The sequence below is a fragment of the Flaviflagellibacter deserti genome, from assembly GCF_042652085.1.
GTDB classification, from domain to species: domain Bacteria; phylum Pseudomonadota; class Alphaproteobacteria; order Rhizobiales; family Methylopilaceae; genus Flaviflagellibacter; species Flaviflagellibacter deserti.
In genome coordinates this window covers 348,639-369,525 of sequence record NZ_JBHSJF010000001.1, presented here as the reverse complement: position 1 = coordinate 369,525, position 20,887 = coordinate 348,639, and the positions used below count along the sequence as shown (strand labels likewise).

The window sequence follows — 20,887 nt, the reverse complement described above, 5'->3', positions numbered from 1 at the left end:
CTCAAGCGGCCACGGCAGCCTTCGGCTGAACGGCCGCCGTATAGTCGTTCATCAGCGTCTTCACGATGTCACCGACCTCGAAACGCCAGTCGGCGATCTCGGAGACCGGAGTGACCTCCGCCGCGGTGCCGGTGATGAAGCACTGTTCCATGCTCTCCAGCTCGTCCGGGAAGATCGCGCGCTCGTGGACCGTGATGCCGCGCGCACGGGCCAGATCGACGACCGTGCGGCGGGTGATGCCGTCGAGGAAGCAGTCCGGCGTCGGCGTGTGGATCTCGCCGCCCTTCACGAAGAAGACGTTGGCGCCGGTGCACTCGGCAACCTGCCCGCGATAATCGAGCATCAGCGCGTCGGCGTAGCCCTTCCGCTCGGCCGCATGCTTCGAGAGCGTGCAGATCATGTAGAGGCCGGCGGCCTTGGCCTTGCTCGGGATCGTCGCCGGATCGGGACGGCGCCATTCGGCAAGATCGAGACGAAGGCCCTTCAGGCGCTGCGCGGGATCGAAATAGCTCGGCCATTCCCAGGCGGCGATCGCGAGATGGATCGTGCTGTGCTGGGCAGCGACGGCCATCATTTCCGAACCGCGCCATGCGACCGGCCGGATATAGGCATCGCGGAAGCCCTGCTTGGCCAAGGTCAGCTTGCAGGCCTCGTTGATCTCCTCGACCGAATACGGAATCTCGAAATCGAGGATACGGGCGGATTCCTTCAGGCGCTCGGTATGCTCGGTGAGCTTGAAAATCTCGCCGCCGTAAGCGCGCTCGCCTTCGAATACCGAGCTGGCATAGTGCAGGCCGTGGCTCAGCACATGCAGCTTGGCCTCGCTCCACGGAACGAGTTTACCGTCGTACCAGATATGGCCCGGCCGGTTGTCGAAGGGATCGATAAGCATCCGCGTCTCCTCAAATGGTCAGCCGCATTCGCGGCCATTCAGGGCCCTGTCGTCCACCGGAGAAAGCCGGTATCTACGAAGAATGACCCGCCGCGCGCCCGTATATTATGACTGCGACTATACTGGTCCAGCCGAAGTGCGTCACGCGCGACCATGGCATCATCAGCCGAACCGGGATAATATGTCAACATGGCTGACGTAATTCTGCGTTCGACCAATGTCGAAGCCGGCGCGCATCGAGCCGATGTGCCGAACTTCGAACTGATCGAACTTCTGTTCTTCGCCTATCGCGACTTCGTATCGGAAGCCGACGAGGTTCTGGAGCGCTTCGGCTTCGGCCGTGCACACCATCGCGTGCTGCATTTCGTCAGCCGCAATCCAGACCTGAAAGTCGCCGAACTCCTGAATATCCTGAAGATCACCAAACAGAGCCTGGGGCGCGTGTTGCGGGAATTGGTGGATCAGGGCTTCATCGAAGCGAGCGAGGGCAGTTCCGATCGCCGGCAACGGCTGTTGCGGGCAACCCCCAAGGGCGAGGAACTGGCGCTCGAGCTCTCGATCGCGCAATCGCGTCGGATCAAGCGGGCGCTCGAAGCCTCCGGACCCGGCACGCATGAGGCCGCGGCAAAGTTCCTGGCCGCCATGATCAACCCCGAAGACAGCGGCGACGTCGCGAAACTTGTCCGTTCGCCGAGCATGACGGGGCGGCGTCGGTGAGTGGGAACGGCCAGCGCGGCGGCATTGCGGACGAGGCGCCGCATCTCCTTCTCGTCGACGACGACACCCGTATCCGGTCCCTCCTCTCCCGCTTCCTGTCCGAGAGAGGCTATCGGATCACCAGCGCGGCCTCGGCGCAGGAAGCCCTGGCGAAGCTCGCCGGCCTGTCCTTCGACCTGCTGATCCTCGACGTGATGATGCCTGGACAATCCGGCCTCGACCTGACCAGAGCGGTCCGCAAGCAGTCGCATGTCCCCATTCTCATGCTGACCGCGCTCGGTGACACCAAGGACAGGATCAGCGGCCTCGAAATCGGCGCCGACGACTACATGGCGAAGCCGTTCGATCCGCAGGAACTGGTCCTGCGCATCGCCGGCCTGCTGCGCCGCAGCCAGCCGGCCGCCGGCACGGCCGCGAACGGCGAGGATATCCGCTTCGGCGATTTCAGTTTCCACTCCGGGCGGGGCGAGCTTCGCCGGGGGGATGAGGTGATCCGGCTGACCGAACGCGAGCGGGAACTCCTGAAGATCCTGGCCACCCAACGTGGCGGCGCCGTCTCCCGCCTCGACCTCGCGGGACCGGAGGCGAGCGGCGAACGGGCGGTCGACGTGCAGATCAACCGGCTGCGCCGCAAGATCGAGCAAGACCCCGCCAACCCCCTGCTCCTCCAGACCGTGCGCGGCAGCGGATACAGGCTCCTCGTCGAATGACGCGAAAAGGGGCGAACACCATCCTGCCGAAGGGCCTCTACACCCGTTCGCTGCTGATCATCGTCGTCCCGATGGTTCTCTTGCAGCTGATCCTCGCTCTCGTCTCGATGGAGCGCCATTGGTCGCTCACGACGCACCGCCTGTCGGCTGCCGTGGCCCGCGATATCGGCGCCCTGATCGATCTCGATCAGTCCTCACCCGATCCAAGCGGCCGCAGCACCCTGATCCGGGTGGCGCGCCAGAATCTGTCGTTAGGCGTGCAATTCCTGCCGAGTGGCCCGCTGCCGCCGCCGCGCCGCACGTCGGCGCTCGAACTTCTGGAGCGCGTATTGGCGGACGAGCTTGCCCTCCAGATCAAATATCCGTTCTGGCTCGACGCCTCGAGCGACGACGCAAGGGTGCTGATCAAGCTGCCGAACGACGTCATGCAGATCATGGTTCCGCGCAATCGGGCCTATGCGGCCAATGCCCATATCTTCCTGGTCTGGATGTTCGGCGCTTCGATCGTTCTGCTGACGGTCTCGATCCTGTTCCTGCGCAACCAGATCCGGCCGATCCTTCAACTTGCCGACGCCGCCGAGAATCTCGGCAAGGGCAGAGACGTCGCGCCGTTCCCGGTACGCGGCGCACGCGAGGTGCGGCGCGCGACGGCCGCCTTCTTCGCGATGAAGGACCGCATCGAGCGGCAGATCGAACAGCGGACCTCGATGCTGGCCGGCGTGTCACACGATCTCAGGACCGTGCTGACACGCCTGAGACTGCAGATCGCCCTCCTCCCTCCCCGACCGGAAATCGCGGATCTCGAATCCGACGTTTCCGAAATGGAGCGGATGCTGGAGGGCTATCTGGCCTTCACCAAGGGCGATGCCGAGGAAACCGCGACACCGCTGGACATCCAGGCGGTACTCGCGGAAATCAAGAACGACACCGCGCGCATGGGCAAGAAGGTCTCGGTTTCAATGACTGGCGATCCGGAAATCCTCGCCCGGCCGGATGCCTTGAAACGAGCACTGACCAATCTCGTGACCAATGCCTGCCGCTTCGGCCGACGGGTCGAGGTGAAGGCGACGCATAGCGGGCGGGAACTCGCGATCACGATCGACGACGACGGTCCCGGCATTCCGTCCGACCAGCGGGACGAGGTGTTCCGGCCGTTCGTGCGGCTCGACCACGCTCGGAACCTCGATCATCCCGGGTCCGGACTGGGCCTCGCGATCGCGCGCGATGTGGCGCGGAGCCATGGCGGCGATATCGACCTGTCGGACAGCCCGCTCGGCGGCCTGCGGGCACGATTTCATATCCCGGCGTGAGGGGTGGAGCCCCTAAAACAGGCGTCCGCCGTTCGGGATATCGCGTTCCGGACTGATCAGGATCACCCTGCCCTCGGCATCGGGCAGGCCGAGGGTTAGCACCTGCGACATGAACTTGCCGATCTGGCGCGGCGGGAAGTTCACCACCGCCAGCACCTGACGGCCGACGAGCTGCTCCGCCTCGTAATGGGCGATCTGCGCCGAGGAGCGCTTGATGCCGATCTCCTCGCCGAAGTCGATGCGGAGCTTCCAGGCCGGCTTGCGTGCCTCCGGAAATGCCTCGACGTCAACGACGGTGCCGACCCGGATGTCGACCTTCATGAAATCGGAGAAATCGATCTCGCCCGGACGTGCGTCGCTCTCAGCCATGATGCCCCGATATTGCCCCGTCAGATCGCCGATGTGGCGTCTTCGGTCGTTGCTTCCGTTTCCCGTTTTCTCGGGCGGCGCGCAAGCAGGCTTTCGATCGCACCCCGGAACGGCCGGCAAGCACCGAGAATGACGTCGCCGGTTTCGACCAGGCGTTCGGCATAGCGAAGCTGGCGGTCGAGTTCGCGCATGGTCTTGGGCATGTCGCTATCATCGTCGTCGAGCCAGGTCCTGAGGACGCGCGCGAAGATGACGGCGAGGCCCTGCGCCTTCACCGCGGCCGTCGCGCCGCTCTCCTCGATGCCGGCCGCGGCCAGCATCCACTGCGCCGAATTCGTCTCGACCCTGTTCCAGGCGGAGGCCGCCAGCGGATCGTTCAGCAATCCCTTGCGGGCGCTGCGGATCGCCGCCTTATAGGGTTTCAGCGCATCGAAGCGGCGCATGACGACGTCGAAAAGACGTTCACGCGGCGGCTGGTCTTCGAGGTCGGTCGCGCCCTCGTCACCCTTCAGGACCTGCTGGTCGATCGTGCGTGCGAAGCCTGCCAGGATGGCTCCCTTGGATGGGAACGCCCCTCGGAGTTCGGCGAGCGTCAGGCCCGACCGACTGGCGATCTCGATCAAGGAGACGTCGTTCCAGTCCTTCTCCGCGAGAAGTGCCATCAGGGCGTCGATCGCGCGCTGGTGAACGGAGCCGTTTTCAGGTTTCGAAGCCACGACCGAAATCCTCCTCGGGGGAACTGCACGGACGGATTTTAGGGCCGCCAACGCTGCTGTCCAATAGAAGGATTGGCGGGAGCCTAGCTCCCGAGCTCGCGCGAGCGCTTCGCCGCCGCCTCTACGGCCTTGATCATCAAGGCTTCCATGCCGTCATCGGCCATCAGGACGTCCAGCGCGGCGGCTGTCGTGCCGCCCGGCGAGGTCACATTCTTGCGAAGCACCGCCGGCGGGATGTCAGTCCGGTGGAGAAGCTCCCCCGCACCCGCGACGGTCGCCCGAGCAAGCGTCGCCGCCATGTCGGCTGAGAGGCCGGCGCGCAGGCCGGCATAGGTCAGTGTCTCGGCGAGCAGGAAAACATAGGCCGGACCGGACCCGGAAACGGCGGTAACCGCGTCCATCAGGCTCTCGTCCTCGAGCCAGGCGACCTCGCCGACGGCGGCCATCAGGCTATCGGCGATCTCGCGCTGCGACTGCGCGACCTTGTCATTGGCGACGAGCACGGTGATGCTTCGCCCGACAGCGGCAGGCGTGTTGGGCATGGCGCGGACGACGGCGGCTCCAGCGGGAAGCCCGGCCTCGAGCGTCGCCAAGGTCTTGCCAGCCATCACCGAGATGACGAGCGTCTGGTGGATGTAGGATCGAAGCGTCGGCAGCACCGCATCCGCCATCTGCGGTTTCACCGCGAGGATGATGACCGCCGGCATCGGCATTTCGGTCGGATTCAGCGTCACGCCGGATGCCTCGAGCGAGGCGACCATCTCGGGAGAAGGCTGCGGATCGATGACGTAGGTCGATTTGGGATCGAGGCCGAGATTGATCCAGCCGTCCAGCATGGCTCCGCCCATCTTCCCGGCTCCGACGAGGAGAAGCGGGCCGGGAATCTGCAGCCATTCCGCCATGAAAGGTCAGGCCCGGCCGGCAGTGTCGAAAATAACCGCGTCGAAAGCTTCGCGCGCGCTCTTGCCCGCCCACATCACGAACTGGAATGCCTGGTAGTAGCGCTCGCAGGCATCGGTCGCAGACGACAGCAGGGCCGCGCACTGCCGATCGGTCGCCTCGGCTCCGCCGGCAAGCAGAAGCGCGTGGCGGTAGAGGACGAGGCCCTCGCCGCTCCAGAGGTCGAAATGGCCGACCCACATCTGCTCGTTGACCATGTTGAGCAGGCGCAGGACTTCGGAACGGCGCGCTTCCGGAACCTTCAGATCGAAGGCGCAGGCGATGTGCAGCGCCTCGATGTCGTCCATCCAAGTGATCGAGACGTGATAGTCCGTCCAGCTGCCGCCGACATTGATGGTGATCTCGTCTTCCGCCGAGCGGTCGAACATCCAGTCATTCGTACTGGCCAATTGTTCGATGACATCGACGGGGTTGCCGGCGCGCTCAAGGTCCAATTCGGTCAGGTCCATGGGGCCTCCACCCGGTGGCCGCTCACGCGCCCTAGTCGCACGCCCAACGCCACAAACGCCGCCGAGCGCGATCGACTCGACGCAGAAACACTATATCGCCGGGCGTGTGCCACTGAACACACCCGCAAAGGGCGAACCCCTTCTATCCCGCACAAAATGAAAATCAGAAGACTGCCTTGTTATTCCGGCGAAGAAGGCGTGTTGAGACGCGCGATCTTCTCTTCCAGAGCGGTTACACGGGCCGAGAGGGCCTCAGCCTCGGAGCGGGCGTTCCGAGCCAGTTCGCGCACAGCCTCGAATTCCTCGCGTTTGACGAGGTCGAGATCGCCGAGAATGCGCTCAGCCTGGTTCTTCACGATGGTGTCGATTTCGCGCTTGGCGCTGTCGGCCACACCAATCGCGTCCGTCATGAGGCGGCCGAGACCATCGAACAAGCGGCCAGTCGTCTGGGTCATGGCTGAGCTTTTCCGCCCTTCTAGACAAATGTCAAATGGACATCGCATATCGCCGGTTCAAGGAGAAGAGCGCACTTCGGCGCGTCCACCCCGTCTTCATGCCTCCAATCGCCATTCCGTTCCCCGAGATCGACCCGATCGCCTTCGCTATCGGCCCGTTCGCCGTGCGCTGGTACGCGCTCGCTTATGTCCTCGGGCTGCTGCTCGGCTGGTGGCTGTGCCGCCGCCTCATCCGCGCGCCGCAGCTCTGGGGACGAAAGCCGCCGCTCGACGATGCTGGGCTCGACGACTTCCTCGTCTACATCGCGGTGGGCGTCGTGCTCGGGGGACGACTCGGATACGTGCTGTTCTACAATCTCTCCTACTACATCGAACATCCCACCGAGGCTTTCCGGGTCTGGGAGGGAGGCATGTCCTTCCATGGCGGACTGCTCGGAACGATCCTCGCGATGTGGGTCATGGCCCGGCGGCGCGGGATCGATGTGCGGGAACTGTTCGATCTCGCGGCGGCCGTGGTACCGATCGGCCTGTTCTTCGGCCGTATCGCCAATTTCGTGAACGGCGAACTCTGGGGCCGCGTCACCGACGTACCCTGGGCGATGGTCTTTCCCAATGCCGGACCCGATCCGCGTCATCCGAGCCAGATCTATCAGGCAGGACTGGAGGGTATCGTCCTGTTCGTCGTGATGATGACGCTGGTGCGAAAAGGCGGGTTGAAACGTCCCGGACTTGCAGGTGGCGTGTTCCTGATCGGCTACGGCATCGCCCGTATCATCGGCGAATTCTTCCGGCAGCCGGACGTGCAGATCGGCTTCCTTGCGGGCGGACTGACCATGGGCATGATCCTGTCACTGCCGATGATACTGGTCGGCATCGCCCTCGTCGCAACCGCCCGTGAGCCGGCAAAGGCATGACCCCGGTAGAAGCCGATATCCACCAGCGCATCGCAATCGAGGGGCCGCTTTCGGTCGCTCGGGTGGTGGGTCTCGCGAACGCCCATTATTATGCGACACGCGATCCGCTTGGCGCGACGGGCGACTTCACCACCTCGCCCGAGATCAGCCAGATGTTCGGCGAACTGCTCGGCATCCTCGCCGCCGTGACCTGGTCGGCTATGGGATCGCCGGCCTCGTTCCGGCTGGTCGAACTCGGGCCCGGGCGCGGAACGCTAATGTCCGATGCCCTGCGCGCGGCCGGCATCGTGCCGGGCTTCATCAATGCCGCCTCCGTCCACCTCGTCGAGACGAGCCCCACCTTGCGCGCGGCTCAGGCGAGGACGCTTACCGGTATCGCACCCTCGCTCAGTTGGCATGACGCGGCTGAGGACATCCCCGACGGCCCGCTCATCGTCATCGCCAACGAATTCTTCGATGCGCTACCGATCCAGCAGTTCGTGCGCATCGGGGAAGGCTGGCACGAGCGCGTGGTCGGCCTGACCGGCGAGAAGCTCGCGTTCGGGCTCTCCCCGCAACGCGCCGACGCTCTAGTCCCGTCCGTTCTGCGCGGCATGCCCGCGGGCAGCATGGTCGAGACATCGCCTGCCAGCCTGCAGATCGTGCGGACGCTCGCTTCGCGCATCGCACGCGACAAGGGCGCGGTGATCGTCATCGATTACGGCCATGCCCAGTCCGGCGCAGGCGATACGTTGCAGGCGGTGCGCGACCACCAATTCACCGATGTCCTGACCGATCTCGGCGCAGCGGACCTGACCGCGCATGTCGATTTTTCCGCGCTTGCCGCAGCTGGCCAGGAGACCGGCGTCGACGTGCTGGGGCCGACCACGCAACGCGAATTCCTGTTGCGGATGGGATTGGCAAATCGCGCCGCGATCCTGAAAGAGAAGGCGACGCCCGAGCAGCGCGTCGCGATCGATGCGGCGTTCGACCGGCTGACCGATGCGGAACCGACCGGTATGGGTTCGCTGTTCAAGGTACTCGCGCTGACGTCGGGCCTGCCTCCCCTGCCCGGTTTCGAGGATCTGCCTGAATGAATGCCTCCTTCATCACCGCGCCGTCACTCACTCTCCCGGGCATCCGGCACGCCTTCTTCACCCGTCAGGGCGGCGTGTCGAAGGGTATTTATGCGAGCCTGAATGGTGGACGCGGCTCGAATGACGATCCGAAGGCCGTCATGGAGAACCGGCGGCGGATGACCGAGGCGTTGGGTGTCGAGGAGAACATGCTCGCCACGCCCTACCAGATCCATTCCGCGACAGCGGTGACGGCCCTGGTACCCTGGCTACCCGGAGAAGCCCCGCAGGCGGACGCGGTCGTCACCTCCACGCCCGATCTGGCCGTCGGGATCGGAACCGCCGATTGCGGGCCGATCCTGTTCGCCGATGCGGAAGCGCGCGTGATCGGCGCGGCGCATGCGGGATGGAAGGGCGCGCTCACCGGAGTCCTCGATGCGACCGTCAATGCGATGGAAAAGCTGGGCGCACGACGAGGCAGCATCGCCGTCGTGCTGGGACCCTGCATCCGGCAGAAGAGCTACGAGGTCGGCTCGGAATTCGTCGAGCGCTTCTGCGATGCCGATGGTGAGAACCGTGTTTTCTTCGTTCCATCCGTCAAGGACGGACATTCGATGTTCGATCTCGGCGGCTACATTGTCCGACGCCTGAACCGGACCGAGATCGGCTCTGTCGTCGACCTCGATCTCGACACCTATTCCGACGAGGAGCGGTTCTTCTCGTACCGCCGCACCACCCATCGGGGCGAACCGGACTATGGGCGACTGGTCGCGGCCATTGCACTTTCGTCGTAACCGCAAGGCCACACCCTGTCACAACGCTGCAACAATTAACCGCTGCGGCGAGTGAGACATTGAGCGTGTCGCCCCGCCCTGATAAGAGCCGCTCCAAAGAGAACGGGCCGGCAGACGCGGGCCCCCGGCCTGGGGATTTTCGATGAAGCTCGTCGCGGGCAATTCCAACCGTCCGTTGGCGGAGGCGATTGCTGCCTACCTCCAGACCCCGCTGACCAGAGCCAATGTCCGGCGCTTCGCCGACATGGAGATATTCGTCGAGATCCTGGAGAACGTGCGCGGCGAGGACGTGTTCGTCATTCAGTCGACCTCGTTCCCGGCGAACGACCACCTGATGGAGCTGCTCATCATCATCGATGCGCTCCGCCGCTCCTCGGCCCGCCGCATCACCGCCGTGCTCCCCTATTTCGGCTATGCCCGCCAGGACCGCAAAGCCGGTCCGCGCACGCCGATCTCGGCCAAGCTCGTCGCCAACCTGATCACCAATGCAGGCGCCGACCGAGTCCTCACGCTCGATCTGCACGCCGGCCAGATTCAGGGCTTCTTCGACATTCCGACCGACAACCTGTTCTCGGCGCCGGCGCTCGTCCGCGACATCCAGGAACACATCCCGCTGAAGAACCTCGCGGTGATCTCGCCCGACGTCGGCGGCGTGGTGCGCGCCCGCGCGGTCGCCAAGCGCATCGACGCCTCGCTCGCAATCGTCGACAAGCGCCGCGAGCGCCCGGGCGAGAGCGAGGTGATGAATGTCATCGGCGACGTGAAGGGCAAGACCTGCATCCTCGTAGACGACATCATCGATTCCGGCGGCACACTGGTGAACGCCGCCGAGGCCCTGATCGAACAGGGGGCGGAAGAGGTCCACGCCTATATCACCCACGGCGTGCTTTCGGGCGGCGCGGTCGCCCGCATCACCGCCTCGAAGCTGAAATCGCTTGTCCTGACCGACTCGATCCAGCCGACGGAAGCCGTGCGTGTCGCTCGCAACATCCGTACGGTCTCGATCGCGAGCCTGCTCGGCGAGGCGATCGCCCGCACATCGGAAGAGAAGTCTGTCTCCAGTTTGTTTGACTGAGCGGAATATCAACTTCAGTTGATTATCAGTTTTTGATATTTCCGGATATTGTTCGGGTATGGCATCGAGCTATTCCCTCGGCGAACACTACGAGAAATTGATCCGCGAATTGGTCGATAGCGGGCGTTATGCATCGGCCAGCGAGGTCGTGCGCGACGGACTGCGGCTTGTCGAGGAGCGTGAGGAAACGCGGCAGGTGAAGCTCGAAGCGCTTCGGCGCATGGTCCGGGAAGGCATCGAGAGCGGCTTCGAGGCAGGCCCGTTCGATGTCGAGGAAATCCTGAGGGACGCTCGCAAGCGTGCCGGCCGATAAGTCCGACAGAATTGCGCTGCCCACCAGGCGAGCGCGAACGGATCTTCTGGACATCTGGTCGTTCGTCGCCGCCGACAACATGTCTGCTGCCGATATGCTCATTCGAAAGCTGGTCTCGACGTCCGAGATGCTGGCGGAAAATCCACTCGCCGGACGCCTGAGGTACGATCTCGGGAATGACGTTCGCAGTTTTGCCGTCGGGCGCTACATCGTCTTCTATCGTCCCCATGCGCGAGGCATCGAGGTTCTGAGGTTCTCAGCGGCTACATGGACGTCACGGACGATGCATTCCACTGATCCCCAGCGTTGCTCTCAGCCCCTCCTTCCGCTATAGAACCGCCCGTTCGGCGTCCGACACCCCTGGAGGTGCGCCGGACCTTCTGAGAGGCCGCTCGCGCGGCCTTCTTACATTCTGGAGATACGACTATGTCCGCGACCAAGGTTATCAAGGCCGAAGCGCGCGATCGGGCCGGCAAGGGGGCCGCTCGTGCATTGCGCCGTGAAAACAAGATTCCCGCCGTCATTTACGGCGCCAAGCAGCCTCCCGTCGGCATCACGCTCGACGCCAAGCAGACCACGCTTCTGCTGCATGCAGGCGGTTTCCTGACCACGATCTTCGAGATCGAGGTCGGCGGCAAGAAAGAGCGCGCGATCCCGCGCGACTACCAGGTCGACCCGGTGAAGGACTTCCTGATCCACGTCGATTTCCTCCGCGTCTCGAAGGACTCTGTCGTCCACGTCCAGGTGCCGGTGCACTTCGTGAACGAAGACAAGTCCCCGGGCCTGAAGGCCGGCGGCGTGCTCAACATCGTCGAGCACTCGATCGACCTCACCGTCCCGGCAGAGAAGATCCCGGAATTCATCGAGATCGACCTGACCGGTCTGACGATCGGTGACTCGATCCACATCTCGGCGGTCAAGCTGCCGGAAGGTACGAAGCCGACGAGCCGCGAGGACTTCACCGTCGCGACCATCGCAGCGCCGACCGTCGCCATCGAGGAGCCTGCGGCAGCCGAGGGCGAGGCCGCCCCCGCAGCCGAAGAGCCGAAGAAGGCCGAGTAACAGAAGAGCCGTCACATGCGGCTCTTCGTTGGCCTCGGCAATCCTGGATCCCAATATTCCGGCAACCGCCACAATATCGGATTCATGGCCGTCGATCGCATCGCGCAGCGCTGGGGGTTCAGCCCCTGGCGTTCGCGCTTCCAGGCAGATGCGGCGGACGGAGAGATCGGCGGCGTGAAGACGCTGCTGCTCAAGCCGAAGACCTACATGAATGAGTCGGGCCGCTCGGTTGCCGAGGCGGTCCGTTTCTTCAAGATCGCCCTGCCAGACGTGGTCGTGTTCCACGACGAGCTCGATCTCGCTCCGGCGAAGCTGCGGGTGAAGGCGGGCGGCGGCAATGCGGGCCATAACGGGCTGCGTTCGATCACGCCGGCGATCGGCAACGATTATATCCGGGTACGGATCGGCATCGGCCATCCCGGCATCAAGGATATCGTCCACGCCCACGTGCTCAGCGATTTCGCGAAAGCTGATCGCGAGTGGGTGAATTGTCTTGTCGATGCGATCGCAGACAACGCAGACCTCCTCGCCAAAGGCGACGAGACGGGATTTCAGAACAAAGTGCATCTTGCGCTCAGCGCGGCGGGCTTCTCCGCTCCGAAGCGGCCGGGCGAGCGCCGAGAGGATTAGAGAGAATGGGTTTCAAGTGCGGCATCGTCGGCCTGCCGAACGTCGGCAAGTCGACCCTCTTCAACGCCCTCACGCAGACGGCGGCGGCGCAGGCGGCGAATTATCCGTTCTGCACCATCGAGCCGAATGTCGGTGAAGTGGCCGTTCCGGATCCGCGTCTCGACACCCTGGCCGAGATCGGCGGCTCGGCGCAGATCATCCCGACGCGCCTGACCTTCGTCGACATCGCCGGCCTCGTGCGCGGAGCCTCGCAGGGCGAAGGCCTCGGCAACCAGTTCCTCGCCCATATCCGCGAAGTCGATGCCGTGGCCTATGTGCTGCGCTGCTTCGAGGACGACGACATCACCCATGTCGAAGGAAAGATCGATCCGCTCGCCGATGCGGAAACCGTCGAGACCGAGCTGATGCTGGCCGACCTGGACAGCCTGGAGAAGCGCGTCACCGCGCTCGAGAAGAAGGCTCGCGGCGGCGACAAGGAAGCCAAGGAAAGCCTCGACATCGTCCAGATCGTCCTGCCGCTCCTGCGTGAGGGCAAGCCGGCGCGCATGGCCAAAATCCGCCCGGAGGACCATGCCACGTTCCAGGCCCTCAACCTGCTGACCTCGAAGCCCGTTCTCTATGTCGCCAATGTCGACGAGGCATCGGCCGCGACCGGTAACAAATACTCCGCCGAAGTCGAGCGCCGCGCAAAGGAAGAAGGCGCCGTCGCCGTCGCCATCTCGGCCCGCATCGAGAGCGAGATCGCGGTTCTTCCGCAGGAGGAGCGCGCGGAATACCTCGAAGCGCTCGGCCTCGGCGAAGCTGGCCTCGACCGCCTGATCCGTGCCGGCTACGACCTTCTCGGCCTCGTGACCTATTTCACCGTCGGCCCGAAGGAAGCCCGCGCCTGGACCATCGAGAGGGGCACCAAGGGCCCGGCTGCGGCGGGCGTGATCCATTCGGATTTCGAGAAGGGCTTCATCCGCGCCGAGACGATCGCCTATAACGATTACGTCCAGTTCAAGGGCGAGAGCGGCGCGCGCGATGCCGGCAAGCTCCGGCTCGAGGGCAAGGAATATGTCGTCGCCGACGGCGACGTCCTGCACTTCCGCTTCGCCAACTGATGAAGCTCGAGAGACGGCATAGCTGGTCTCTCTCGCCCAAGGAGGCAATCGCGCTGCAGAACGATCTGAGGCACGAGGTGATCGCCGACCGCCCGCTTGATCTCTCCGCGATCAGGACAGTCGCGGGCGTCGACGTCAGCGTGAAGAACGAGGTCTCGCAGGCGGCGGTCGTGGTGATGACATTCCCGGGCTTCGAGCCGGTGGAAACCGCCCTCGCCCAGCGTCCGACGACGTTCCCCTACGTTCCCGGCCTGCTCTCATTCCGCGAGGGCGAGGTTTTGGTCGAGGCATTCGAGAAGCTCAGGCACACGCCGGACGTCTTCATCTTCGACGGCTCGGGTTATCTGCACCCGCGCAGGGTCGGCATCGCGAGCCATATGGGGTTGTGGCTCGGGGTGCCGACCATCGCCAATGCCAAGAACCGGCTCTGCGGAACCAATCAGGAGTCCGGTCCGGAACGCGGCGCCTGGACGCCGGTCATTGATCGCGGTGAGGTCGTCGGAGCGGCGCTTAGGACGCGCCCGGGCTGCAAGCCGGTCTTCGTCTCGCCGGGACATCTGGCCGACCTCGACACGACGATCGAACTGATCATGGCGACGTCGCCGAAATATCGTCTGCCAGAGCCGATCCGGCGGGCGCATAAGGCGGCCGGCGTATTTGGGTAGCCCCTCTCCTGCGAAGCGGGAGAGGGGAACGCTCAATGCCCCGCGAACGAAACCAGCGACTCAACATGGACGCCGGCCTTGCGCAGGCGCTCCGCTCCGCCGAGCTCCGGCAGGTCGATGACGAAACCCGCTCCGACCAGAACACCACCGAGACGCCGGATGAGATTAAGGCCCGCTTCTGCCGTGCCGCCGGTCGCGATCAGATCGTCGATGACGAGAACCTTCTGGCCCGGCTTGCAGGCGTCGGCGTGTACCTCGACATGGTCGACGCCATATTCGAGCGCATATTCCTGGCTCAGCGTGACGTGGGGCAGCTTGCCCTTCTTGCGGATCGGCACGAAGCCCTTGCCGAGGACATGGGCGACCGCGCCGCCGAGGATGAAGCCACGCGCCTCGATGCCGGCGACGAGGTCGATCTCCTCGCGGCTGAACTTCTCCGCCAGACCGTCAACCGAAAGCTTGAGGCCCTTTGGATGCTGCAGCAGCGTGGTGATGTCGCGGAACATGATGCCCGGCTTGGGGTAGTCCGGAATCGTGCGGATCAGGGCTTCGAGTTCGGAAGACATTGGATCTCTTCAGAGGGGATCGGGCGGGGGCGGCATCATGCTCAGTACGCCCGCCGTGTCAAAGCGCTTTCAGAACCGGACATGAAAACGGGCCCCGCAGGGCCCGTTCGCGACTGGTGGCGAAGATCAGTGAGCGACGTCGCTCCAGACCTTCTTCTTGGTGAAGTACAGCAGGCCGGCGAAGATGATGAGGAAGACCATCACCTGGAAGCCGATGCGCTTGCGGGTTTCGAGATGCGGCTCGGCAGCCCACATCATGAACGCCGAGACGTCGCGCGAATACTGCTCGACCGTGGTCGGCGAGCCGTCCGGATACTCGACCTGGCCGTCGCTGATCGGCTTTGGCATCGCAATCCAGCCGCCCGGGAAATACGGGTTGTAGTGCAGGCCGGTCTGGCCGTGCGAACCCTCCGGCGGCTGATGGTCATAGCCGGTGAGCAGAGCGTGAATGTAGTCCGGGCCGTGCTCCTGGTACTGCAGGACGAGGTCGAGCAGCGACAGCCAGACACCGCGCGAATAGGTGCGGGCCTTGGCCAGTAGCGAGAAGTCCGGCGGATAGGCGCCGCCCTGGGCTGCGCGTGCCGCCTGCTCGTTCGGGAACGGCGACGGGAAGCGATCGGACAGACGGGCCGGGCGCTCGAACATCTCGCCTGCATCGTTCGGACCGTCGGTGACCTTGTATTCGCTCGCGAGCTGACGGACCTGGCCTTCCGAGAATTCCGGACCGCCCTCTTCCATCAGGTTGCGGAACGAGATCAGGTTCATCGAGTGACAGCTGGCACAGACCTCGCGATAGACCTTGAAGCCGCGCTGCAGCTGGCCACGGTCGAAGTGACCCAACGGGCCGCTGAAGCTCCAGCCAGCCTTTTCCGGATGAGCGCCGCCTTCCGCGGCGAGGCTTGGCGTCGCGGCGAACACGGCGATCGCAACGGCTGCCGCTTTCACGGCCTGGACGAGAGCATGCGTCATCGGGCGGGTCCTCGGGGACAGGCGGTCGCGGATCAAGCTCTGCGCTCCGGTGCGGCGGCGCTCGACGACGGCACGACGGAAACGCCGCCATGGTTCGGTCCAAGCACGGCTTCCGTGATCGAGGCCGGCAGCGGGAGTGGTTTCTCGACGAGGCCGAGAACCGGCAGGATCACGAGGAAGTGCAGGAAGTAGTAAGCCGTCAGCAAGCGGCCGACCGTGATGTAGAGGCCCTCGGGCGGGCTCGCGCCGATATAGCCGAGCAGGATGCAGACGACGACGAATATCCAGAAGAAGTAGCGATACAGCGGACGATACTTCGCCGAGCGGACCTTCGCAGTGTCGAGCCAGGGCAGGAAGAACAGCACGATGATGGCGCTGAACATGGCCACCACGCCGCCGAGCTTCGACGGGATGGCACGCAGGATCGCGTAGAACGGCAGGAAGTACCATTCCGGAACAATGTGCGCCGGCGTCTGCAGCGGGTTGGCGCGGATGTAGTTGTCCGCGTGGCCGAGATAGTTCGGCGTGTAGAAGATGAACCAAGCGAAGAAGATGAAGAAGCAGACGACCGCGAAGCCGTCCTTCAGCGTGGCATAGGGCGTGAATGCCACGGTGTCGCTCGTCGATTTCACCTCGACGCCGGTCGGGTTGTTCTGGCCGGTGACATGCAGCGCCCAGATATGCAGGCCGACGACGCCCGCGATCATGAACGGCAGCAGGTAGTGCAGCGAGAAGAAGCGGTTCAGCGTCGGATTATCGACCGAGAAGCCGCCCCACAGCCAGGTGGTGACGTACTCGCCGACGATCGGGATCGCCGAGAAGAGATTGGTGATGACGATGGCGCCCCAGAGCGACATCTGACCCCACGGCAGCACGTACCCCATGAAGCCGGTGGCCATCATCAGCAGGAAGATGACGACGCCCAGCATCCACAGCACCTCACGCGGCGCCTTGTAGGAGCCGTAATAGAGACCACGGAACATGTGGATGTAGACGGCGATGAAGAACATGGACGCGCCGTTGGCGTGCATGTAGCGCAGCAGCCAGCCGTAGTTCACGTCGCGCATGATGTGCTCGACGGAGTTGAAGGCGAGATCGACATGCGGCGTGTAGTGCATGGCGAGCACGACGCCAGTGATGATCTGGACGCCGAGCATGACCGACAGGATGGCGCCGAAGGTCCACCAATAGTTCAGGTTGCGCGGCGTCGGATAGGCGACGAACGAGGAGTGGATCAAGCCGACGATCGGCAGCCGGGCCTCGAACCACTTCAGCACCGGGTTCTGCGGGTTGTAGGTCGAATGTCCGCTCATCGTTATCTCGCCTTGGCGGCCTCGGAGGGCCGGATCAACCGATCCGGATCGTGGTGTCGTTCGTGAAAGCGTACGGCGGGATATGCAGGTTCTCCGGCGCCGGGCCCTTACGGATACGGCCGGCCGTATCGTAGTGCGAGCCGTGGCACGGGCAGAACCAGCCGTCGTAATCGCCGGCCTGACCGAGCGGCACGCAGCCGAGATGGGTACAGGTACCGATCATGATCAGCCACTGCTCCTTGCCGGCGGCGGCACGGTTCTGGTCGGTCGCATCGGCAGTGTCGCCACCGTCGATGTTCGGATTGCGGGCGGCACGATCGACGAGATCGGACAGCGGAACGGCCTTGCCCTCTTCGATCTCCTTCGCCGTGCGGTGACGCACGAAGACCGGGCGGCCGCGCCATTTGACAGTGATGCTCTGACCTTCCGCGATCGGCGCGATGTCGACCTCGGTCGATGCAAGCGCCAGTGTCGAGGCGTCCGGGTTCATCTGGTTGATGAAGGGCCACGCAACGGCACCAGCGCCGACAACAGCCACTGCGCCAGTCGCCAGATAGAGGAAGTCTCGGCGGGTCGGTTCAACCAAGCTCGGCGTCGCCACGTCCGTCACCTCATTCCTGGAGTTTCTGGGTTGCCCTCCCGCAGTCTTCCGACCGACAAGATGAGGCTCGTACGAACGTCGTACGCCCGATGATTTAGCGGGCGTTATTGGCTCGCAGATTGGTATTTGTCCAGAGTGAGGCCTTCCGCACGACACCATGTCGCACGGATTCGTTTGATCGCACGCAAGGCCAAGTCGGCACGGCTTCTATAGAAAGCCTCCGAACGTCGCCAACAACGATGAGAGTATGGATCAGAATTCAACGACTGCCTGGTTCGAGGAACTCCGCGACAGGATCTGCGCGACCTTCGAATCGCTTGAGGACGAGGCAGCGGATGCCCCCGGAAACGAGGGGCTGGGGGCCGGCCGATTCGTCCGTACGCCCTGGCAGCGCACCGACCATGCCGGTCGTCCCGGCGGCGGCGGCATGATGTCGATGATCTCGGGGCGAGTCTTCGAGAAATGCGGCGTCCACTGCTCGACCGTGTTCGGCGAGTTCTCGCCGGAGTTCCGTGGCCAGATTCCCGGCGCCGAGGAGGATCCGCGCTTCTGGGCCTCGGGCATCTCCCTGATCGCCCATCCACGCAATCCGAACGTCCCTGCCGTCCATATGAACACGCGGCATGTGCGGACGACCAAGACCTGGTTCGGCGGCGGCGGCGATCTCACCCCCGTGCTCGACCGGCGCCGCACCCAGGATGATCCGGACACCAAGGATTTCCACACGGCCTTCGAGGCCGCCTGCCGCGCCCATCCGGTCGCCGATTACGAGCGCTACAAGGCTTGGTGCGACGAGTATTTCTGGTTGAAACACAGGAACGAGCCCCGTGGCGTCGGCGGCATCTTCTACGACTGGCTGGATTCGGGAAACTTCGAAGCTGATTTCGCCTTCACCCAGGCCGTCGGCGAAGCGTTCCTCGCGATCTATCCCGAGATCGTGCGGCGTAACATGAATACGCCTTGGACCAAGGCCGATCGCGACGAGCAGCTGGTACGGCGGGGCCGCTACGTCGAATTCAACCTGCTCTACGATCGCGGCACCATTTTCGGCCTGAAGACCGGCGGCAATGTCGATTCGATCCTGTCGTCCATGCCGCCACTGGTGAAGTGGCCCTAGAAAATCAGGCGCGCGGCGGTATGCGATTGAGGAAGCGCTTGCGGAACCAGGTCCGGAGCATGGTCTTCTCGTGGGACAGGCTGTCCGATGAAGAGCGGTATCCGCCCCAGAGATAATTCATGTCGGTGACGCGTTCCTCACCCGCCAGCACCACCCGTCCGCGTTCCAGCAGGCGATAACGGACCTTGATGCTCGGCGGCGTGATGTCGTCGACGATCCTGACGTCGTCGAAGCCACCGCGCAGCCATGGGCGGTATTCTCCGGCGAGGTCGACATTCAGAATCTCGATCTCGGCCCGCTGCCCTGGCGCGAGATATTGATCGCCGAGGCGAACCAGATAGGCCTCGATCTGACGGAGCGCGCCGCTCCCGGTCTTCGGCGTCCGGCGGTCGATATAGCTGGCATCGCTGAACTTGGACGGGTCGGAGAAGCTGACCCGTACGTCGGCATGAGCGGGAACCGATGCCGCCAGCAGGATGGCGGCGATCAAAGCGGGCTTCATCATCGATGCGCCACCTCTCCGGGAAATCGAGACCTGGATGTGGTGTCTGCCCGCTTCGCTGTCAGCCTCTGATCCGCGCGAGTTCGGCGCCGAAATCCATATCGTCCGGGAAACCGGCTGCAATCCAGCGTTCCTCGAGCGCTTTCAAGAGACTGCCCATTTCCGGTCCCTTATCGACGCCCCACCTCGAAAGGTCGGTTCCACCGATCGGAAAGCGCGGCGCGGTCCAGCGCTCCGGCAGCGTGAGACGATCGCGCCAGGCGAAATCCATCGGCGAAGCCCCGGCATCGATCCAGCCGAGCATGACCCTGCCGTCATATGTCGGTGCGCCGAGCCGGTAGAGCAGGACTTTCGATGACGCCTCGCCGCTGGCATCGAACGGCGGTCCGGCCAATGCACGCAGCCTGCCAGCCTCCTCGTTCGACAATCTCAGCCTTTCGCGCAGCCGCTCCGCATCGTCCTCTACGAACAATCCAACAGCGGCGAGCCTGAGAACCGGGTCTGGCCGTCGGCCAAGAATCTGCTCAAGCTCCCACAGGCGGCGCAACCGCGACAGACGCGCAATTCCGCCGGTGACCAGACCGAACAGGCCGGTCTCGGACAAGATGTCAAATGCGTCCGCGGCTCGCCGGGCCGCGAGTGTCTTCAGGAGTTCGACACGAATCCGCTCACGGGACAGGTTGAGCAGACCTTCGCGCTCGGCGATCGCGGCGTGAAGCGCCTCCTCGTCGGGATCGCCGTCCGCGTATCGGGCGAAGAAGCGGAAGAAGCGCAGGATGCGAAGATAATCCTCGCGAATGCGGGTGGTGGCGTCGCCGATGAAGCGGATACGGCGCGCCTCGATGTCGGACTTGCCACCTATGAAGTCATGAACCTGACCCTCGCGGTCGAGGAACAGGCCGTTGATGGTGAAATCGCGCCTTTTGGCGTCCTCTTCCCAATCCCGGCCGAACGCGACCACCGCATGGCGGCCGTCGGTCTCGACGTCGCGGCGCAACGTCGTCACCTCGAACGGGCGTCCGTCGACAACCACCGTGACCGTGCCGTGCTCGATGCCGGTCGGCACCGGTTTGAGCCCAGCCGCCTCGGCGCGGCGGACGATCTCGTCCGGAAGCGCGGTCGTGGCAAGGTCGATCTCGTCCGGAACGGTGCCGAGCAGCGCGTCGCGCACGGCTCCCCCCGCGATGCGGATTTCCTCACCCTGCCCGTCCAGCGCCTCGAACAGCCTGGCGAGATGGCGCTCCGCGAGGACTTGCCGGATGGCGCCCATCATTTCGCCTTGTGACGCGGCTCGAAATGGCCAGGCACCAGAACGCCGTCCTCGTAGCGGGGCGGGACATAGATGGAATCAGGCGGCGCGCCGGTAGGGTCGACGAAGAAGACGAAGCCCCCGAGTGAAAGCGCCGCACCCACGACTGCTGCCCACAGGAGATTTGTGACAGCCCAGGTCGTCTCAGGGTGTCGGCGCTGCTCAAGCTTCAGCCACACATAATAGACAGCAAAGGGCAGTGAAAAGAGCAGGATGCTTGGGATGACGAGGCGGATCATTCGGCTAATTGCCCGTTTTGAATTCACTCTCCGGAGACGAGACCGGGCGTTTCATCATCCTGCCACAGCCACGTTGACGGAA

At 64.1% G+C, this 20,887-nt stretch carries 27 protein-coding genes; 14 read left to right on the top strand and 13 right to left on the bottom strand.

From position 1 onward, the window contains the following. Position 1 precedes the first annotated feature (1 nt). On the bottom strand, positions 2-892 hold the full coding sequence (locus ACFPFW_RS01905) for a branched-chain amino acid aminotransferase (RefSeq protein WP_114955529.1): 891 nt from the start codon (positions 890-892) through the stop codon (positions 2-4). Between the two features lie 189 nt (positions 893-1,081). Between ACFPFW_RS01905 and ACFPFW_RS01900 the strand changes: the two genes are divergently transcribed. The 3 genes from ACFPFW_RS01900 to ACFPFW_RS01890 are packed head-to-tail and all read left to right on the top strand — an operon-like array spanning position 1,082 to position 3,629. Then, the gene (locus ACFPFW_RS01900; RefSeq protein WP_114955528.1) at positions 1,082-1,609 is read left to right on the top strand and encodes a MarR family winged helix-turn-helix transcriptional regulator; all 528 of its coding nucleotides are present in this window, start codon (positions 1,082-1,084) and stop codon (positions 1,607-1,609) included. Then, the gene (locus ACFPFW_RS01895; RefSeq protein ID WP_114955527.1) at positions 1,606-2,319 is read left to right on the top strand and encodes a response regulator; all 714 of its coding nucleotides are present in this window, start codon (positions 1,606-1,608) and stop codon (positions 2,317-2,319) included. The genes ACFPFW_RS01900 and ACFPFW_RS01895 overlap by 4 nt, the downstream gene beginning before the upstream one ends. Beyond that, positions 2,316-3,629, top strand: coding sequence for an ATP-binding protein (locus ACFPFW_RS01890; protein ID WP_114955526.1), 1,314 nt, complete (start codon positions 2,316-2,318; stop codon positions 3,627-3,629). The genes ACFPFW_RS01895 and ACFPFW_RS01890 overlap by 4 nt, the downstream gene beginning before the upstream one ends. A 12-nt stretch (positions 3,630-3,641) precedes the next feature. Here the strand turns inward: ACFPFW_RS01890 and ACFPFW_RS01885 are convergent, their stop codons facing one another. From ACFPFW_RS01885 to ACFPFW_RS01865, 5 genes are all read right to left on the bottom strand, one after another. Further along, a complete protein-coding gene (locus ACFPFW_RS01885) occupies positions 3,642-3,998 on the bottom strand; it encodes a tRNA-binding protein (RefSeq protein ID WP_114955525.1) in 357 nt (118 codons plus the stop codon). Between the two features lie 20 nt (positions 3,999-4,018). Then, a complete protein-coding gene (locus ACFPFW_RS01880) occupies positions 4,019-4,714 on the bottom strand; it encodes a TetR/AcrR family transcriptional regulator (protein ID WP_114955524.1) in 696 nt (231 codons plus the stop codon). Positions 4,715-4,797: 83 nt separating this feature from the next. Next, positions 4,798-5,616, bottom strand: a complete 819-nt coding sequence (gene proC / locus ACFPFW_RS01875) for a pyrroline-5-carboxylate reductase (RefSeq protein WP_114955523.1) — start codon at positions 5,614-5,616, stop codon at positions 4,798-4,800. 6 nt (positions 5,617-5,622) lie between these two features. Next, positions 5,623-6,123, bottom strand: a complete 501-nt coding sequence (locus ACFPFW_RS01870) for a type III secretion system chaperone family protein (RefSeq protein ID WP_114955522.1) — start codon at positions 6,121-6,123, stop codon at positions 5,623-5,625. A 179-nt stretch (positions 6,124-6,302) separates the two neighbouring features. After that, the gene (locus ACFPFW_RS01865; RefSeq protein ID WP_114955521.1) at positions 6,303-6,578 is read right to left on the bottom strand and encodes an accessory factor UbiK family protein; all 276 of its coding nucleotides are present in this window, start codon (positions 6,576-6,578) and stop codon (positions 6,303-6,305) included. A 98-nt stretch (positions 6,579-6,676) separates the two neighbouring features. Between ACFPFW_RS01865 and lgt the strand changes: the two genes are divergently transcribed. From lgt to nfi, 10 genes are all read left to right on the top strand, one after another. Further along, positions 6,677-7,492: a prolipoprotein diacylglyceryl transferase gene (gene lgt / locus ACFPFW_RS01860; protein WP_114955606.1), complete on the top strand. Its 816-nt coding sequence runs from the start codon at positions 6,677-6,679 to the stop codon at positions 7,490-7,492. Continuing rightward, positions 7,489-8,568: a class I SAM-dependent methyltransferase gene (locus tag ACFPFW_RS01855; protein WP_114955520.1), complete on the top strand. Its 1,080-nt coding sequence runs from the start codon at positions 7,489-7,491 to the stop codon at positions 8,566-8,568. The genes lgt and ACFPFW_RS01855 overlap by 4 nt, the downstream gene beginning before the upstream one ends. Further along, complete coding sequence (gene pgeF / locus ACFPFW_RS01850) at positions 8,565-9,341, top strand: peptidoglycan editing factor PgeF (protein WP_114955519.1); 777 nt, start codon at positions 8,565-8,567, stop codon at positions 9,339-9,341. Before ACFPFW_RS01855 ends, pgeF begins: the two co-directional genes overlap by 4 nt. A 142-nt stretch (positions 9,342-9,483) precedes the next feature. Continuing rightward, on the top strand, positions 9,484-10,416 hold the full coding sequence (locus ACFPFW_RS01845; RefSeq protein WP_114955518.1) for a ribose-phosphate pyrophosphokinase: 933 nt from the start codon (positions 9,484-9,486) through the stop codon (positions 10,414-10,416). Between the two features lie 58 nt (positions 10,417-10,474). Continuing rightward, positions 10,475-10,729: a type II toxin-antitoxin system ParD family antitoxin gene (locus ACFPFW_RS01840; RefSeq protein WP_114955517.1), complete on the top strand. Its 255-nt coding sequence runs from the start codon at positions 10,475-10,477 to the stop codon at positions 10,727-10,729. After that, on the top strand, positions 10,716-11,063 hold the full coding sequence (locus tag ACFPFW_RS01835) for a type II toxin-antitoxin system RelE/ParE family toxin (protein WP_379769174.1): 348 nt from the start codon (positions 10,716-10,718) through the stop codon (positions 11,061-11,063). The genes ACFPFW_RS01840 and ACFPFW_RS01835 overlap by 14 nt, the downstream gene beginning before the upstream one ends. Before the next feature lie 92 nt (positions 11,064-11,155). Further along, a complete protein-coding gene (locus ACFPFW_RS01830) occupies positions 11,156-11,791 on the top strand; it encodes a 50S ribosomal protein L25/general stress protein Ctc (RefSeq protein WP_114955516.1) in 636 nt (211 codons plus the stop codon). Between the two features lie 15 nt (positions 11,792-11,806). Continuing rightward, positions 11,807-12,421 (top strand): aminoacyl-tRNA hydrolase, encoded by a 615-nt coding sequence (gene pth / locus ACFPFW_RS01825; protein WP_114955515.1) that lies wholly within the window; start codon positions 11,807-11,809, stop codon positions 12,419-12,421. 5 nt (positions 12,422-12,426) lie between these two features. Beyond that, entirely contained in the window at positions 12,427-13,524 is a 1,098-nt protein-coding gene (gene ychF / locus ACFPFW_RS01820) for a redox-regulated ATPase YchF (protein ID WP_114955514.1), read from the top strand. Further along, positions 13,524-14,189, top strand: coding sequence for a deoxyribonuclease V (gene nfi, locus ACFPFW_RS01815; protein WP_114955513.1), 666 nt, complete (start codon positions 13,524-13,526; stop codon positions 14,187-14,189). Before ychF ends, nfi begins: the two co-directional genes overlap by 1 nt. A 32-nt stretch (positions 14,190-14,221) precedes the next feature. Here the strand turns inward: nfi and ACFPFW_RS01810 are convergent, their stop codons facing one another. The 4 genes from ACFPFW_RS01810 to petA form a co-directional block, all read right to left on the bottom strand. Beyond that, positions 14,222-14,755 carry an adenine phosphoribosyltransferase gene (locus ACFPFW_RS01810; RefSeq protein ID WP_114955512.1) on the bottom strand — a complete coding sequence of 178 codons (534 nt, stop codon included), beginning with the start codon at positions 14,753-14,755 and terminating at the stop codon, positions 14,222-14,224. A gap of 126 nt (positions 14,756-14,881) precedes the next feature. Beyond that, positions 14,882-15,724, bottom strand: coding sequence for a cytochrome c1 (locus ACFPFW_RS01805; RefSeq protein ID WP_114955511.1), 843 nt, complete (start codon positions 15,722-15,724; stop codon positions 14,882-14,884). Between the two features lie 32 nt (positions 15,725-15,756). Then, a complete protein-coding gene (locus ACFPFW_RS01800; RefSeq protein ID WP_114955510.1) occupies positions 15,757-17,037 on the bottom strand; it encodes a cytochrome b in 1,281 nt (426 codons plus the stop codon). A gap of 34 nt (positions 17,038-17,071) precedes the next feature. Beyond that, positions 17,072-17,638, bottom strand: coding sequence for a ubiquinol-cytochrome c reductase iron-sulfur subunit (gene petA / locus ACFPFW_RS01795; protein ID WP_379769167.1), 567 nt, complete (start codon positions 17,636-17,638; stop codon positions 17,072-17,074). Positions 17,639-17,885: 247 nt separating this feature from the next. Here petA and hemF point away from each other — a divergent pair, with 247 nt between their 5' ends. Further along, positions 17,886-18,755 carry an oxygen-dependent coproporphyrinogen oxidase gene (gene hemF, locus ACFPFW_RS01790; protein ID WP_114955508.1) on the top strand — a complete coding sequence of 290 codons (870 nt, stop codon included), beginning with the start codon at positions 17,886-17,888 and terminating at the stop codon, positions 18,753-18,755. Positions 18,756-18,759: 4 nt separating this feature from the next. Here the strand turns inward: hemF and ACFPFW_RS01785 are convergent, their stop codons facing one another. Genes ACFPFW_RS01785 through ACFPFW_RS01775 form a run of 3 tightly spaced genes read right to left on the bottom strand, consistent with a single transcriptional unit; the run spans position 18,760 to position 20,805 of the window. Further along, a complete protein-coding gene (locus ACFPFW_RS01785; RefSeq protein WP_114955507.1) occupies positions 18,760-19,260 on the bottom strand; it encodes a DUF3016 domain-containing protein in 501 nt (166 codons plus the stop codon). Positions 19,261-19,318: 58 nt separating this feature from the next. Then, positions 19,319-20,530, bottom strand: a complete 1,212-nt coding sequence (locus ACFPFW_RS01780) for a CCA tRNA nucleotidyltransferase (protein WP_114955506.1) — start codon at positions 20,528-20,530, stop codon at positions 19,319-19,321. Then, the gene (locus tag ACFPFW_RS01775; protein ID WP_114955505.1) at positions 20,527-20,805 is read right to left on the bottom strand and encodes a DUF6111 family protein; all 279 of its coding nucleotides are present in this window, start codon (positions 20,803-20,805) and stop codon (positions 20,527-20,529) included. The genes ACFPFW_RS01780 and ACFPFW_RS01775 overlap by 4 nt, the downstream gene beginning before the upstream one ends. Between the last annotated feature and the right edge of the window lie 82 nt (positions 20,806-20,887).